A 14,247-nucleotide genomic window follows, 5' to 3' on the forward strand; every position below is an offset into this window, starting at 1 on the left:
TTATTTCTCACTATCGACCAGGCCGCGCACAAACGCGCGCTGCATGGCTAAAACGATGACGACCGGCGGGATCAGGGTCAGCAGCATCGCCGCCATCACCTGATTCCACTGGGTAGTACCTTCGCCGGTGGCGATCATGCCTTTAATACCGGCGACGGCGGTGCCAAGATTCACATCCTGAATAATCAGCAACGGCCATAGATACTGGTTCCAGCCGTAGATAAAGGTGATGACGAACAGCGCGGCGAGGTTGGTTTTCGACAGCGGCAGCACGATGTCGCGAAAGAAGCGCATCGGCGAAGCGCCATCGATACGCGCCGCTTCAATCAGCTCGTCCGGCAGGGTCATAAAGAACTGGCGGAACAGGAAGGTAGCGGTGGCCGAAGCCATCAACGGCAGCGTTAACCCGGCATAGCTGTCGAGCATGTTGAGGTTGGCGATCACCTCCACCGTCGGGAAAATACGCACCTCGACCGGCAGCATCAGGGTGATAAAGATCATCCAGAAGAACAGGTTACGCAGCGGAAAGCGGAACCAGACGATAGCGAACGCCGAAAGCATCGACACCACGATTTTGCCGACCGTAATGGCGAACGCCATGATGAAGCTGTTGAGCATCATCAGCCAGAACGGCGCGCTGTTGACGCCGACGCCGTTCATCCAAATGGTCTTCATGTTCTCCAGCAGATGGCCACCGGGGATCAGCGTCATCGGCGTTTCAAATACCGATTTGTTATCCAGCGTCGCCGCCACGAAGGCGACGTACAGCGGGAATAAAATGACGGCGATACCCAGGATCAGCATGGTGTGGCTGAAAATCGTCAGCCCGCGACGGTTCTCAATCATTGGTAACGCACCTTACTTTCAACGTAACGGAACTGCACCACCGTCAGGATAATGACGAGGAACATCAGCACCACCGACTGCGCGGCGGAAGCGGATAGATCGAGCCCGGCGAAACCTTCGCGATAGATTTTGTAGATCAGAGTGGTGGTCGCCTGCACCGGGCCGCCGGCGGTGGCGGCATCGATCACCGGGAAGGTGTCGAAGAAGGCATAAACCAGGTTGACCACCAGCAGGAAGAAACTCACCGGCGCAATCAGCGGCAGCGCCAGCTTAAAGAAGCGACGAATCGGCCCGGCGCCGTCGATGGCGGCGGCCTCAACCAGCGAACGCGGAATCGACTGCAGCGCGGCGAAAAAGAACAGGAAGTTGTAGCTTATCTGTTTCCACACCGAGGCGAAGACCACCAGAAACATCGCCTGGCCGCTGTTCTGCGCATGGTTCCAGTCGTAGCCCAGCTCGCCGAGGAAATGGGTGATCAGCCCGCGCCCGGGGTTAAAGAGGAAGATCCACAGCACCGCCGCGACGGCGGGGGCCACGGCGTACGGCAGCAGCATCAGCGTTTGATAAAAGCGGCTGCCGCGCACCACATAGTCGACCAGCGCGGCGAAAAACAGTGAAATGAGCAGGCCGCTGACGGTCACCAGGGCGCTGAATTTTATGGTGGTCCAGAACGAGTCCAGGTAGTACGGATCGTGGAACAGCGCAACAAAGTTATCCAGGCCGACGAACTGGCTGGAAAGGCCAAAGGGATCGACGCTCTGCAGCGAGTACCACAGCGCTTCGCCTGCGGGCCAGATAAAGAAAATCAACGTGATAATCAGCTGCGGCGCGACCAGCACATAGGGCAGCCAGCGCGAGCGGAATACCGGACGGGATGATGACATTGAGATTGGGTTCCTGAACAATGCCGGGTGGCGGCTACGCCTTACCCGGCCTACATAGGGCACATCGTAGGCCCGGTAAGCGCAGCGCCACCGGGCAAGTTACAGATTACGATTTGGTCGCTTGCTCGAAGCGACGCAGCAGCTGGTTCCCGCGCTGCACGGCGGAATCCAGCGCCTGCTGCGGGGTTTTCTTGCCGGTCCACACGCTCTCCAGCTCTTCATCGACGATGGTGCGGATTTGCGGCATGTTGCCCAGGCGCAGACCTTTGGTGAACGGCAACGGCGGCTTGTTCAGCATCTGGCGGGTAGCGATATCGGCGCCCGGGTTCTTATCATAGAAGCCCTGCTGACGCGTCAGATCGTAGGCCGCGGTAGTGATCGGCAGGTAGCCGGTTTTCTGGTGCCACTCGGCGGCGTTTTCCGGTTTGGTCAGGAAGTCGAGGAACTTCGCCACGCCGGTGTAGGTCTCTTTGTCTTTGCCCTGCATCACCCACAGGCTGGCCCCGCCGATGATGGCGTTCTGCGGCGCGCCTTTCACGTCGGCATCGTAAGGCATCATGCCGACGCCGTAGTTAAATTTGGCGTACTGGCGGATATCGGCCAGCGATCCGGACGAGGCAGTGGTAATGGCGCAGTCGCCGTTATAGAACTTTTCGGTAGACTCGTCTTTACGCCCGAAGTAGCTGAAATCGCCCTTCTTGTTCATCTCTTCGAGCAGCGCGATATGCTTCACCTGCTCCGGCTTGTTGAACTCAAGAACCGCGTCGGTACCGTCGAAGCCGTTATTCTTCGTGGCCACCGGCAGACCGTGCCAGGCGCTGAAGTTTTCAATCTGGATCCAGCCCTGCCAGCCGCTGGCGTAGCCGCACTTCATCCCGGCGGCTTTCAGCTTCGCGGTGTAGGCCGCCAGATCCTGCCAGGTCTTCGGCGGCTGATCCGGATCTAAGCCGGCTTTTTTGAAGGCGTCTTTGTTGTAGTAGAGCACCGGGGTAGAGCTGTTAAACGGCTGGGAGAGCAGATGGCCGGTTTTCGAATCGGTGTAATACCCGGCCACCGTCGGTACGAACTGCGATTCATCAAACTTGATGCCCGCCTCGCTAAACACCTGGTAGACCGGCTTAATGGCTTTTGACGCCATCATGGTGGCGGTGCCGACTTCATACACCTGCAGGATAGCCGGCGCGTTGCCGGTACGGAAGGCGGCAATACCGGCGCTCAGGCTCTGCTCGTAGTTGCCTTTGTATACCGGAACGATTTTGTAATCAGGATTGGCCGCGTTAAAGCGTTGCGCCAGAGAATCCACTTCTTTACCCAGCTCGCCTTCCATTGAGTGCCAGAACGGGATGGTGGTAACCGCCAGGGCCTGACCGGCAAAAGCCAGGCTCAGCGCCAGTCCTAAAGCTGTATGTCGTAACGATATCATCGGTTATCTCTCTTGTTGTGCCGGATGCGCGATTTCACGCGTTTTATGCTCGCGGGGTAACATGACATGTTCGAATTACAGAAAAATAACTTTTTTATTACAAAAAAAAGATAGTAACGGGTCAGAGAGATGACAAGCCGATGAAAGGACGGGGGAAGTAAAGTGGGAGCTGAGACACGGATAATATTCGTGCGGTCGGCTCCCGGGGTCGGCGCAAGCGCCTCGCCCGGGCTACAAACCGGCGAAGCCGCCGGGTTGCAACGAGTTAACCGTCATCCGCGCAAGCGCGCGACAATCTGTTCCAGGGTAAGTTGCCCTGCTGCCGCCTCGACGGTCATGCCGACGAAGTCTGGATTCGCCGGCAATATAATTCCATTTCGCTTTAAAAAAAGCAGAGTGATAAACAGTGCCGTACGCTTATTACCATCATTAAATATATGACCGCGAGAAATCGCCAGCAGATGCATCGCAGCGAGTCGCCACACGTCTGTCACACCTTCATATTCAATTTTGTTTAGCACCCTATACATTATCGCTTCGGCACGCCCTGGATCGGGCATACCGGCAACGCCAGGCGTGACGCGGAGCAGCCTGTCGTGAAACTGTATTATCTCTTCCGCTGAGATAATCTGCAGCGTCATTTATCCGCAAGCTCCCTGATCTCATCACCATGAACCGCCATGATAGCCGCGAACTCATCATCCATTCTGGCCGTCTGGTAGCGTTCAAACTCTTCTGCACTAATGATGACTGCAGATTTATGCCCACGACGGGTAATGGTCACAGGTACACCTGTCACTGCGCTTTCCAGCACATCGGCCAGATTTTGCCGGGCTTCGCTATAGTTAACCGTTCTCATAAAAACCTCCAAAGCTGTACTCTTTTATTGTACAACATATATGTACAAAAAAAGAGCCAACAGGCTCTTTTAAATGTATTCGTGCGATCGGCTCCCGGGGTCGGCGCAAGCGCCTCGCCCGGGCTACAAACCGGCGAAATGAACGACGCCGGGTTGCGATGAATTAACCGCCAAGATAGGCGCTGCGCACCGCCTCGTTGGCCAACAGCGCGTCGCCGGTGTCCTCCAGCACCACGTGGCCGTTCTCCAGCACATAGCCGCGGTCGGCCAGCTTCAGCGCCTGGTTGGCGTTCTGCTCAACCAGGAAGATCGTCATTCCCTGCTCGCGCAGCTGCTCGATGGTGTCGAAAATCTGCTGAATGATAATCGGCGCCAGCCCCAGCGACGGTTCATCCAGCAGCAGCAGGCGCGGTTGGCTCATCAGGGCGCGACCGATCGCCAGCATCTGCTGCTCGCCGCCGGACATGGTGCCGGCGCGCTGAATACGGCGTTCATGCAGACGCGGGAACAGCTCATACACCCATTTGATGCGGGTCTGGAACTGATCGCGGTCGGCAAAAAAACCGCCCATCGCCAGGTTCTCTTCCACCGTCATACGCGAAAAGACGCGCCGCCCTTCCGGAACGATCGCCACCGCCTCGCGCATGATCTTCGCGGTTTGCCAGTCGGTAATATCCTTACCGTCAAAGACAATGCGCCCGCTGGAGGCGCGCGGGTCGCCGCACAGCGTGCCGAGGAGGGTGGTTTTCCCCGCGCCGTTGGCGCCGATAAGCGTGACGATCTCGCCCTGTTTGATATGCAGGCTGACGTTGTGCAGCGCCTGAATCTTGCCGTAGTGGGCGCTGACGTTGTCAAAAGTTAACATCGCGTTTTCCATCTTATGCCTCACCAAGGTATGCGCGGATCACGTCCGGGTTATTACGAATCTCTTCCGGCGTCCCGTTGGCCAGCGGTGTTCCCTGGTTCACGACGTAGATGCGATCGGAAATGCCCATCACCAGCTTCATATCGTGTTCGATAAGCAGGATGGTGGTGTTGTGATGGTTACGCAGCTCGGCGATAAGCTCGTCCAGCTCTTTGGTCTCTTTCGGGTTCAGCCCCGCCGCCGGTTCATCGAGCATCAGAATTTCCGGCTGGGTCACCATGCAGCGGGCAATCTCCAGCCGACGCTGGTCGCCGTAGGCCAGGTTGCTGGCCTGACGGTTGGCATGCTCCAGCAGGCCGATACGCTCCAGCCAGGTGGCGGCCCTGTCCAGCGCTTCGCTCTGCGCCCGACGGAAGGCCGGCGTTTTCAGCAGGCCGGAGAAGAGCCCGGTTTTCAGCTGCTGATGCTGCGCCACCAGCAGGTTTTCAATCACCGTCATTTCGCGGAACAAGCGCACGTGCTGGAAGGTCCGCACCACGCCCATCCGCGCAATCTGCTGACCCGGCAGCCCTTCCAGGTGCTGGTCGCGCAGCAGAATAGTGCCGCCGGTGGGCTTGTAAAAACCGGTCAGGCAGTTAAAGACGGTGGTCTTCCCGGCGCCGTTGGGGCCGATCAGCGAGACGATCTCGCGCTCTCTGAGCTCCAGCGACACATTGTTGACGGCCAGCAGACCGCCGAAACGCATCATCAGGCCGCTAACGGATAATAATGGCTGACTCATGCCTGCTCTCCTTTCGCCTGACCGTTTTTCAGCTTCAACTGCACGCGCGTCATTGGCAGAAGCCCCTGCGGACGCCAGATCATCATCAGCACCATCAGGCCGCCGAGCATTAACATGCTGTATTCGTTGAAGTCACGCATCAACTCGCGCGAGACCACCAGCAGAATAGCCGCGAGGATCACCGCGAACTGCGAGCCCATCCCGCCCAGCACGACGATCGCCAGCACAAAGGCTGACTCGGCGAAGGTAAAGGATTCCGGGCTGACGAAGCCCTGGCGCGCGGCGAACAGCGTGCCGGCGAAGCCAGCAAACGCGGCGCTGATGGTAAAGGCGGTCAGCTTGATGCGCGTCGGGCTCAGGCCCAGCGAACGACAGGCGATCTCATCTTCACGCAGCGCTTCCCACGCCCGGCCCAGCGGCATTCGCAGCAGGCGGTTGATGACGAACAGGCTGAGCACTACCAGCAGCAACGCCACCAGGTAGAGGAAAATCACCCGGTCGGAGGGATCGTATTTGACGCCGAAGAAGTTGCTGAAGGTATCCCAGCCGCCTTCGCGGGCGCTGCGGCTAAATTCGAGGCCAAAGAAGGTCGGTTTCGGGATCTGGCTGATGCCGTTCGGCCCGCCGGTGATCTCGGTATTGTTGAGCAGCAGAATGCGCACGATCTCGCCGAAGCCTAAGGTCACAATCGCCAGGTAGTCGCCGCGCAAACGCAGCACCGGGAAGCCCAGCAGGAAACCGGCCGCCGCGGAGACCAGGCCGGCCAGCGGGAGACAGGTCCAGAAGCCAAGACCGTAATAGTGGTTCAGCAGCGCAAAGGTATACGCGCCGATGGCATAGAACCCACCGTAGCCCAGCACCAGCAGGCCGGAAAGGCCGACCACCACGTTCAACCCGAGGCCGAGGATGATATAGATCATCGTCAGGGTGGCGATATCCACCGTGCCGCGCGACACCATAAACGGCCAGGCCACGGCAATCACCAGCAGGGCGATCAGGAACAGCTTCTGCTTCACCGTCGACCCGTCAATCGCCGGCATAATAAACTTCGGCCCGGAGACGTTCTTAACCGCTTTCTGGAACAGCGGCCGCAGCAGCTGGAAGAAAAAGACCACCGCGGTACCGATGAAGATCCACTGCCAGCGAATATCGGCGGCGGTATCGACCACCAGTTTGGTGCCGTTCAGCTCCAGCTGCACGCCCATAAAGACGCCCGCCAGAATGAAGAACATCACGGCAGAGAGCAGCGCCATTGCAATTCGCATCGGTTTCATACTTTTTCCACCTCCGGGCGGCCCAGAATGCCGGTCGGCATCACTAACAGCACCAGAATCAGCAGCGCGAAGGAAACGACGTCCTTATATTCGGTGCTGAGATAGGCGGAAGAGAGCGCCTCGGCAATACCCAGGATCAGGCCGCCGATCATCGCGCCAGGGATACTGCCGATCCCGCCGAGCACGGCGGCGGTGAACGCCTTCATCCCGGCCATAAAGCCGATGTAGGGGTTAATCACGCCGTAGAACTGCCCCAGCAGCACGCCGGCCACCGCCGCCATCGCTGCGCCGATGACAAAGGTCAGGGCAATGACGCGGTCGGTGTTAATCCCGAGCAGGCTGGCCATTTTCAGATCTTCCGCGCAGGCGCGGCAGGCGCGCCCCATCCGCGAGTAGCGAATAAACAGCGTCAGGGCCAGCATGGCGATAAAGGTCACCACCCAGATCACCAGTTGCATGGTGGTGATTGTCGCGGAGAAGCTGTCGCTGTGGCCGACGACCCACTGGCCGTTAAACAAGCTCGGCAGCGCCACGTCGCGGGAGCCCTGGGTCAGGCTGACGTAGTTCTGCAGGAAGATAGACATCCCGATGGCGGAGATCAGCGCAATCAGGCGCTTGGAGTTACGCACCGGCCGATAGGCCACGCGCTCAATGCTCCAGCCGTAGGCGCTGGCAATCACAATGGCGCCCACGAATCCGGCGGCGACCAGCAGCCAGCTAGTGTCAATGCCCATCATCATCAGCGCGGCGATGATCATGAAGGAGACATAGCTGCCAATCATATAGACCTCGCCGTGGGCGAAGTTGATCATGCCGATAATGCCGTACACCATCGTATAGCCGATGGCGATCAACGCATAGGTACTGCCCAGCGTGACGCCGTTAAACATCTGCTGCAGAAAATAGAGAAACTGCTCGGACATAAGGTAACCTTTTTCAAACCGCCCGCGGTTCGCAGGCGGAGGGATAACTCGTCTTCAGCGCTTATTTCGCCGCGCTCGAAGAGCCGTCGGCGTGCCACTGGAAGACACCAAACTCAAATCCCTTCAGATCGCCTTTTTCATCCCAGGTCAGCGGCCCAATCACGGTTTTCGCCCCGTGCGCTTTCAAATCTTTGATTAAATCCAGCGGCTGCTGGCTGCCGGTTCTGTCCATCGCCTGCGCCAGCGACTGAACGGCGGCATAGGTGATCCAGACGTACGGTCCGCTCGGATCTTTCTTCTCCGCTTTCAGCGCGTTGACGATGGCGCTGTTGGCAGGGTCCTGATCGTAGCGTTTTGGCATTGTCACCAGCATGCCTTCCGCCGCGGCGCCCGCGATATTGGACAGCGAGGCGTTGCCGACCCCTTCCGGCCCCATAAACACGGTTTTCAACCCGACGGAGCGCGCCTGGCGCAGCATCTGGCCCATTTCCGGGTAGTAGCCGCCGTAGTAGACGAAGTCGATGTTCTCTTTCTTCAGGCGCGCCAGCAGGGCGGAGAAATCTTTTTCCCCCGCGGTGATGCCATCGAAGAAGACGATGTTGGCCCCGGCTTTCTTCAGGTTGTCCTGCACCGAACGCGCCAGCCCTTCGCCGTACTGCTGCTTGTCATGAATGATGGCGATACGCTGCGGTTTGACTTTCTCGACGATATATTTCGCCGCGGTCGGCCCCTGCGAGGAGTCGAGGCCGGCGGTACGCATGATGTACTGGTATCCGCGCTGGGTCAGCTCCGGATTGGTCGCCCCGGGGGAGATCATCAGGATGCCTTCATCCTCATAGATGTCGGAAGCCGGCTGAGTGGAAGAGGAGCACAGGTGGCCGATAACGTACTGAATGCCGTCGTTGACGATTTTGTTGGCCACCGCGACCGCTTGCTTCGGATCGCAGGCGTCGTCATATTCGACGGCCACCAGCTTGTCGCCCTTAATGCCGCCGCTGGCGTTGATGTCTTTAATCGCCTGACGCGCGCCATTGAACTCCATGTCGCCCCACTGGGCCACCGGCCCCGACATCGCGCCGACCACGGCGACCTTAATATCCTTGGCCATCGCCGCGTGCGACATCGCTAATGCGACAATGCCCGCGACGATGGTTTTCGCGTTCCTTTTCATGCTGCAGAACCCCGTTCGTGATGTGGTGTAAATGTTTTGTATTTTTATGGTTAAAAAGCATTCTGTGCTTTTATTAAACAACGCCATTTTTACCATTGAGTTTAATGGTTTAGCGCAGTTTTTCACTAAAAAACAGATTAAAACCTCTATTTTTCAGTCGATTAAGCAAAGATAATATTCTGTATTTTGGTGAAGATAAACAAAAAAAAGTCCATCCTGCAGCATAAAATAACGATACATAAGGCGGAATAAAACGCTGCACATTAGGTTAAAATTCTGCTTATTTTTCGATCCATGACGGATTGCGCTACCCTGACAACGCCAGGAAAACGAATCCCCTGATGTACGCGCAAAAAACAGCGCTCCGCCAGACAGCAATTTTGGGTACACTGGCGCCTCTGTTTTGCACTGGATTTGCCGCCCATGAAACTGACCATTATCCGTTTACAGCACTTCAGCGATCAGGATCGCATTGATCTGGGGAAAATCTGGCCGTCGCAGGATCTGTCGACGCTGACCCTTGATGAAAACCATCGTCTCTACGCCGCCCGCTTTAACGAGCGCCTGCTGGGCGCCGTGCGCGTTACCCTGCGCGGCGTCGAAGGTGAGCTTAGCGATCTGTGCGTGCGTGAAGTGACCCGCCGCCGCGGCGTCGGGCAATACTTAGTGGAAGAGACGTTGCGTGATAACCCGGCGATCAATAGCTGGCGCGTCGCCGACCACGGGGTGGAGGACCGCGGCGTGATGGCGGCCTTTATGCAGGCGCTCGGCTTTAGCGCCCAGCAGAATGGTTGGGAAAAGCATTAAGCCGTAGCCCCAATAAGCGGAGCATGACCAAGGAAGAACCCGGCGGCGCTTCGCTTAGCCGGGCTACCTGGCGACTCTAGCCCCGGTAAGCGCAGCGCGACCGGGGTCAGACAACGCATTTGCAGTGGGAAAGGCGCCCCCCATTTAACCCAGCATTTCGCGTTGTAAAAAGGCGTCAAGACCCGAAATCCCCGGGAGCTTACATCAGTAAGTGACCGGGGTTGAGGGCCGCAGACAACGCATTTGCAGTGGGAAAGGCGCCCCCCATTTAACCCAGCATTTCGCGTTGCAAAAAGGCGTCAAGACCCGAAATCCCCGGGAGCTTACATCAGTAAGTGACCGGGGTTGAGGGCCGCAGACAACGCATTTGCAGCGTGAAAGGCGCCGGTTAAATTATTTGGCGTCGGTCGCCGTACCGTTCGCATGCCAGGTAAAGACCCCGAACTCAAAGCCTTTCAGGTCGCCTTTCTGATCCCACGACAGCGGGCCCATCACGGTGTCTACTGTCGCGCCTTTCAGGTATTTAGCGATTTCCGCCGGATCGTCAGACTGATTCAGGCCTGCCTGCAGCGACTGCAGCGCCGCGTAGGTGGTCCACACGAAGGCGCCGCTCGGATCCTGTTTCTTCGCCTTGATCGCATCCACGATCGGTTTGTTCGCCGGCACCTGGTCGTAGTTCTTCGGCTTGGTTACCAGCAGGCCTTCCGCCGACTCGCCGGCGATGTTAGACAGGGAGACGTTCGCTACGCCTTCCGGGCCCATAAACTGGGTTTTCAGACCGGCGGCGCGCGCCTGACGCAGGATCTGGCCCATTTCCGGGTGATAGCCGCCGTAGTAGACGAAATCGATATTCTCTTTCTTCAGGCGCGCCACCAGGGTGGAGAAATCTTTCTCACCGGCGGTGATCCCGTCGAAGAAGACCACGTTCGCCCCGCCTTTTTTCAGGCCATCCTGCACCGCACGGGCCAAACCTTCGCCGTACTGCTGTTTGTCATGTACCACTGCGATACGCTGCGGCTTCACTTTGTCGAGAATGTATTTCGCCGCGGTTGGCCCCTGATCGGAGTCCAGACCGGTGGTGCGCAGGATCAGTTTATAGCCGCGCGCCGTCAGCTCCGGAGCAGTCGCTGCCGGGGTAATCATCAGAATGCCTTCGTCTTCATAGATATCAGACGCCGGCTGAGTGGAAGAGGAACACAGGTGACCAATGACGTATTTGATGCCGTCGTTGACCACTTTGTTGGCTACCGCTACCGCCTGTTTCGGGTCGCAAGCGTCATCATATTTGACGATCTGCAGCTTATTGCCCTTGATGCCGCCCTTAGCGTTGATATCCGCTACCGCCTGCTCTGCGCCGGTAAACTCCTGGTCGCCGTACTGGGCCACCGGGCCGGACATCGCCCCGACTACCGCGATTTTGATATCTTCCGCCAGCGCCGCGCTGCTCATAACTAAGGCAATACATCCTGCCAGTAACGCTTTACCCTTCATATTCATCCTGAGGCTCCCCATTATTATGGTTTTTGCATTTGTTGTGATGTTGTTTATTAGCGCATTATTTTGTTTATACCGATAGGAAAAGCATATGATAGCTAATCAACCGGGGGCTGCCCGCGCTTTTGCAGCACACTATGCTAAACATACCGTCATTCTGAGGAATTTGAAACGACTAAATTGCGGGCTATGTAACAGATAAGTGACAAATAAAAAAACCGCGCCAGCATGAACCGGACGCGGTGCAAAACAGAGCCTGATTACCAGCCTGCGGGTAGGTAGCCCACCGCGGATGCTATCGCGTAGGCGGCGCTGCAAAGATACAACAACACAATGAAGCATTGGATAAGCGGATGGGTCATCCAGGCCGGACAGGTCCAGCCCGGGGTCAGATCGCCACGCTGGCGGGCGCCCTTGAGCATCAGGATCGGCATAATCGATAAAATGACGCCGCTGAACACCCCGGCAAAATAGAGCGCGTTGACGAAGGAGACCATGCCGCTATAGGCCAGTACGAACGGCGGGATCGCCACCACCAGCAGCACCATCAGGCGCCGGGCGGGCTGTTCGTCATTCCCCAGGCGGAACTGATCGAAGATATTGGTCAGGAAGCTGCCGCCCAGTCCCCAGTAGGAGGTCAGCATCGCGCACAGCGCAAACAGATTGGCTGAGAAGAAGGCCCATTCGCCAAGCGCCCGCCCCCAGGAGATGGTGGCCACATCCGAGATATTGTCGAGACCGTTAAGCGAGATCACCGACAACGGCACCAGCGCCAGCAGGGTAAAGGTCAGCGCCATACCGACCATGATGGCTTTAGGCAATTTTTCCGGTTTGTCGGCGAAGCCCCGCGCCATCTCCGGCACGATATACTGTGCCGAGAAGCAGAATGCCACGACGTTGAAGACCGGAACCATATACAGCCAGTTGCCGTCGAGCAGATAGCCGACGCGGGTGGTATCTTTCAACAGCGTGGCAATCACCAGCACCGAGATCATCACCACCATGCCGATGCTGATAAATTTCTCACCGCGGCCGATCGCCTTCAGCCCCAGGTAGAGTACCCCTGCCGCCGGAACGAAAAACAGCACGCTGCCCAGCGCCGGCGAGATGCCAAACAGGGAGTGCAGCAGCTTACCGCTGCCGGTCATATACGCCGTCAATGCCCCGACGCTATTGACGCAGACGGAGAGAAACATCATCAGCGCGCCAAAGCCGCCGACGTAGCGCTTCGATAATCCACTGAGCTGCAGATGTTTACGGGTGCGCAGCGTGGATTCCGCGACATAGAGCATAGTCACCGTCGTCAGGCTGCCCACCAGCACCAGCCAGAACAGCAGCGGTAAGAAGCCCGCTTTGCTCGACGCATAGGCGATAGAGAGGACGCCCGCGCCAATATTGGTACCGACAATCATCGATACCCCTTCGACGAAGCTCAGAGATTTTGCAGGGACAGCCGTACGTTCCCGGCCGGTGAGGACGGGAGAAAAGGTGGAGTTTTCAGACATAATACTTTCCGTTTTACTCCGGCGGTTTTCACCGCCGGAAAAAAGGTGATATCAGAGTGATAAACCACTCACGCTGAGCATAAACAGCCGGCTGCGGCGTCCTGTTTCTGTTCGGCTTCCCTGCCGCCGCAGCCCGCCGGGGAGACGTTAGCTCTTCAGTACGCGCGCCAGAATATCCAGCGCTTTCGAGAACTGGGCGTCGGGGATAGTCAACGGATACAGGAAGCGGATCACGTTGCCGTAGACGCCACAGCTCAGCAGCAGCAGGCCGTTCTCCTGCGCTTTCTGTTGCACAAGGCGGGTGAATTCCGGCGACGGTTCGCCTGTTTGCGGATCGTTAAACTCCACCGCCACCATCGACCCCCGGCCGCGGACATCTACGATCGCCGGGCAGGTAGCGCGCGCCTGGTTGAGCACTTCCTGCAGATGGCTACCCAGCTGTTCAGCGCGCTGACACAGCTGCTCTTCGGCAATCACATCCAGCACCGCGTGCGCCGCGGCCACCGCCAGCGGGTTACCGGCATAGGTTCCGCCCAGCCCGCCTGGGGCTGGCGCATCCATCACCTCGGCGCGGCCGACAACGCCCGACAGCGGGAAACCGCCGGCGAGGCTTTTCGCCATCGTCATCAGATCCGGTTTCACCTCATAGTGCTGCATAGCGAACAGCTTGCCGGTGCGGGCGAAACCGGTCTGCACTTCATCGGCGATCAGCAGAATGCCGTGGGTATCGCACAGGTCGCGCAGCGCCTGCATAAAATCGGCCGGCGCGACGTTAAAGCCGCCTTCCCCCTGGATCGGCTCGAGAATGATGGCCGCTACCTGGTCCGGCGCAATATCCGCTTTGAAAATGCGCTCCAGGCTTTTCAGCGCATCCGCGGTGGTCACGCCATGCGCCGCATTGGGGTAAACGCCGTGATACACCGAGCCCGGGAATGGCCCGAAGCCGATTTTGTAGGGCGCGACCTTACCGGTGAGGGCCATGGTCATAAAGGTACGGCCGTGGAAACCGCCGCCGAAGGTAATCAGCCCCGGACGACCGGTGTAAGCGCGGGCGATTTTCACCGCGTTCTCGACCGCTTCCGCGCCGGTGGTGAAGAAAGCCGTTTTTGCCGGCCCGTCAATTGGCGCCAGATCGTTGATACGCTCCGCCAGCGAAACATAGCTTTCGTACGGCACAATCTGATAGGCGGTGTGGGTGAACGCCTGCAGCTGGTCGGCAACCGCGGCGACCACTTTCGGATGGCGGTGACCGGTATTTAACACGGCGATCCCGGCGGCGAAATCGATCACCTCATTGCCTTCGATATCCCACAGCGTGGCGTTTTCCGCCTTCTCGACAAAGTAGTTACACATTACGCCTACGCCGCGCGGCGTCGCCTGCTGGCGACGTTGATTCAGTTCTGAGCTTTTCACCT

The 14,247-nt window shown here is 58.1% G+C and carries 16 protein-coding genes; 2 read left to right on the top strand and 14 right to left on the bottom strand.

Annotation, left to right across the window (positions count from 1 at the left end; all coding sequences use genetic code 11):
• The 10 genes from KPHS_49640 to KPHS_49730 all read right to left on the bottom strand — a co-directional run bounded on the left by KPHS_49640 (position 1) and on the right by KPHS_49730 (position 9,026).
• Complete coding sequence (locus KPHS_49640) at positions 1 to 846, bottom strand: sn-glycerol 3-phosphate transport membrane component (protein YP_005229264.1); 846 nt, start codon at positions 844 to 846, stop codon at positions 1 to 3.
• Positions 843 to 1,730, bottom strand: coding sequence for a glycerol-3-phosphate transporter permease (locus KPHS_49650; protein YP_005229265.1), 888 nt, complete (start codon positions 1,728 to 1,730; stop codon positions 843 to 845). The genes KPHS_49640 and KPHS_49650 overlap by 4 nt, the downstream gene beginning before the upstream one ends.
• A 106-nt stretch (positions 1,731 to 1,836) precedes the next feature.
• A complete protein-coding gene (locus tag KPHS_49660; protein YP_005229266.1) occupies positions 1,837 to 3,153 on the bottom strand; it encodes a glycerol-3-phosphate transporter periplasmic binding protein in 1,317 nt (438 codons plus the stop codon).
• A gap of 272 nt (positions 3,154 to 3,425) precedes the next feature.
• The gene (locus KPHS_49670) at positions 3,426 to 3,794 is read right to left on the bottom strand and encodes a death -on-curing protein of phage P1 (RefSeq protein YP_005229267.1); all 369 of its coding nucleotides are present in this window, start codon (positions 3,792 to 3,794) and stop codon (positions 3,426 to 3,428) included.
• Positions 3,791 to 4,012, bottom strand: coding sequence for a type II toxin-antitoxin system Phd/YefM family antitoxin (locus KPHS_49680; RefSeq protein ID YP_005229268.1), 222 nt, complete (start codon positions 4,010 to 4,012; stop codon positions 3,791 to 3,793). Before KPHS_49680 ends, KPHS_49670 begins: the two co-directional genes overlap by 4 nt.
• A 163-nt stretch (positions 4,013 to 4,175) precedes the next feature.
• Positions 4,176 to 4,889, bottom strand: a complete 714-nt coding sequence (locus tag KPHS_49690) for a branched-chain amino acid transport system ATP-binding protein (protein YP_005229269.1) — start codon at positions 4,887 to 4,889, stop codon at positions 4,176 to 4,178.
• Between the two features lies 1 nt (position 4,890).
• Entirely contained in the window at positions 4,891 to 5,658 is a 768-nt protein-coding gene (locus KPHS_49700) for a leucine/isoleucine/valine transporter ATP-binding subunit (RefSeq protein YP_005229270.1), read from the bottom strand.
• A complete protein-coding gene (locus tag KPHS_49710; RefSeq protein YP_005229271.1) occupies positions 5,655 to 6,932 on the bottom strand; it encodes a leucine/isoleucine/valine transporter permease subunit in 1,278 nt (425 codons plus the stop codon). The genes KPHS_49700 and KPHS_49710 overlap by 4 nt, the downstream gene beginning before the upstream one ends.
• Entirely contained in the window at positions 6,929 to 7,855 is a 927-nt protein-coding gene (locus KPHS_49720; protein YP_005229272.1) for a high-affinity branched-chain amino acid transporter membrane component, read from the bottom strand. Before KPHS_49720 ends, KPHS_49710 begins: the two co-directional genes overlap by 4 nt.
• 61 nt (positions 7,856 to 7,916) lie before the next feature.
• Entirely contained in the window at positions 7,917 to 9,026 is a 1,110-nt protein-coding gene (locus KPHS_49730; RefSeq protein ID YP_005229273.1) for a high-affinity branched-chain amino acid ABC transporter substrate-binding protein, read from the bottom strand.
• A 31-nt stretch (positions 9,027 to 9,057) separates the two neighbouring features.
• Between KPHS_49730 and KPHS_49740 the strand changes: the two genes are divergently transcribed.
• Positions 9,058 to 9,201 carry a hypothetical protein gene (locus tag KPHS_49740; protein ID YP_005229274.1) on the top strand — a complete coding sequence of 48 codons (144 nt, stop codon included), beginning with the start codon at positions 9,058 to 9,060 and terminating at the stop codon, positions 9,199 to 9,201.
• On the opposite strand, the gene KPHS_49750 is transcribed toward KPHS_49740, so the two are convergent.
• Positions 9,180 to 9,416, bottom strand: a complete 237-nt coding sequence (locus KPHS_49750; protein ID YP_005229275.1) for a hypothetical protein — start codon at positions 9,414 to 9,416, stop codon at positions 9,180 to 9,182. The two genes, KPHS_49740 and KPHS_49750, sit on opposite strands and share 22 nt — an antisense overlap.
• Before the next feature lie 33 nt (positions 9,417 to 9,449).
• Here KPHS_49750 and KPHS_49760 point away from each other — a divergent pair, with 33 nt between their 5' ends.
• On the top strand, positions 9,450 to 9,833 hold the full coding sequence (locus KPHS_49760; RefSeq protein ID YP_005229276.1) for a putative acyltransferase: 384 nt from the start codon (positions 9,450 to 9,452) through the stop codon (positions 9,831 to 9,833).
• A 393-nt stretch (positions 9,834 to 10,226) separates the two neighbouring features.
• Here the strand turns inward: KPHS_49760 and KPHS_49770 are convergent, their stop codons facing one another.
• From KPHS_49770 to KPHS_49790, 3 genes are all read right to left on the bottom strand, one after another.
• On the bottom strand, positions 10,227 to 11,330 hold the full coding sequence (locus KPHS_49770; RefSeq protein YP_005229277.1) for a high-affinity branched-chain amino acid transporter periplasmic binding component: 1,104 nt from the start codon (positions 11,328 to 11,330) through the stop codon (positions 10,227 to 10,229).
• A gap of 257 nt (positions 11,331 to 11,587) precedes the next feature.
• Complete coding sequence (locus KPHS_49780) at positions 11,588 to 12,832, bottom strand: aromatic amino acid transporter (RefSeq protein ID YP_005229278.1); 1,245 nt, start codon at positions 12,830 to 12,832, stop codon at positions 11,588 to 11,590.
• Between the two features lie 147 nt (positions 12,833 to 12,979).
• Complete coding sequence (locus KPHS_49790) at positions 12,980 to 14,245, bottom strand: 4-aminobutyrate aminotransferase (RefSeq protein ID YP_005229279.1); 1,266 nt, start codon at positions 14,243 to 14,245, stop codon at positions 12,980 to 12,982.
• Positions 14,246 to 14,247: the final 2 nt, after the last annotated feature.

Origin of the sequence: Klebsiella pneumoniae subsp. pneumoniae HS11286 (genome assembly GCF_000240185.1) — a bacterium.
Taxonomy (GTDB): Bacteria; Pseudomonadota; Gammaproteobacteria; order Enterobacterales; family Enterobacteriaceae; genus Klebsiella; species Klebsiella pneumoniae.

Coding starts and splice junctions, on each gene's coding strand:
- KPHS_49690 (YP_005229269.1), bottom strand. CDS start 4,889: ATGGAAAACGCGATGTTAACTTTTGACAACGTCAGCGCCCACTACGGC.
- KPHS_49650 (YP_005229265.1), bottom strand. CDS start 1,730: ATGTCATCATCCCGTCCGGTATTCCGCTCGCGCTGGCTGCCCTATGTG.
- KPHS_49700 (YP_005229270.1), bottom strand. CDS start 5,658: ATGAGTCAGCCATTATTATCCGTTAGCGGCCTGATGATGCGTTTCGGC.
- KPHS_49660 (YP_005229266.1), bottom strand. CDS start 3,153: ATGATATCGTTACGACATACAGCTTTAGGACTGGCGCTGAGCCTGGCT.
- KPHS_49730 (YP_005229273.1), bottom strand. CDS start 9,026: ATGAAAAGGAACGCGAAAACCATCGTCGCGGGCATTGTCGCATTAGCG.
- KPHS_49680 (YP_005229268.1), bottom strand. CDS start 4,012: ATGAGAACGGTTAACTATAGCGAAGCCCGGCAAAATCTGGCCGATGTG.
- KPHS_49780 (YP_005229278.1), bottom strand. CDS start 12,832: ATGTCTGAAAACTCCACCTTTTCTCCCGTCCTCACCGGCCGGGAACGT.
- KPHS_49710 (YP_005229271.1), bottom strand. CDS start 6,932: ATGAAACCGATGCGAATTGCAATGGCGCTGCTCTCTGCCGTGATGTTC.
- KPHS_49740 (YP_005229274.1), top strand. CDS start 9,058: ATGTTTTGTATTTTTATGGTTAAAAAGCATTCTGTGCTTTTATTAAAC.
- KPHS_49760 (YP_005229276.1), top strand. CDS start 9,450: ATGAAACTGACCATTATCCGTTTACAGCACTTCAGCGATCAGGATCGC.
- KPHS_49770 (YP_005229277.1), bottom strand. CDS start 11,330: ATGAATATGAAGGGTAAAGCGTTACTGGCAGGATGTATTGCCTTAGTT.
- KPHS_49670 (YP_005229267.1), bottom strand. CDS start 3,794: ATGACGCTGCAGATTATCTCAGCGGAAGAGATAATACAGTTTCACGAC.
- KPHS_49640 (YP_005229264.1), bottom strand. CDS start 846: ATGATTGAGAACCGTCGCGGGCTGACGATTTTCAGCCACACCATGCTG.
- KPHS_49720 (YP_005229272.1), bottom strand. CDS start 7,855: ATGTCCGAGCAGTTTCTCTATTTTCTGCAGCAGATGTTTAACGGCGTC.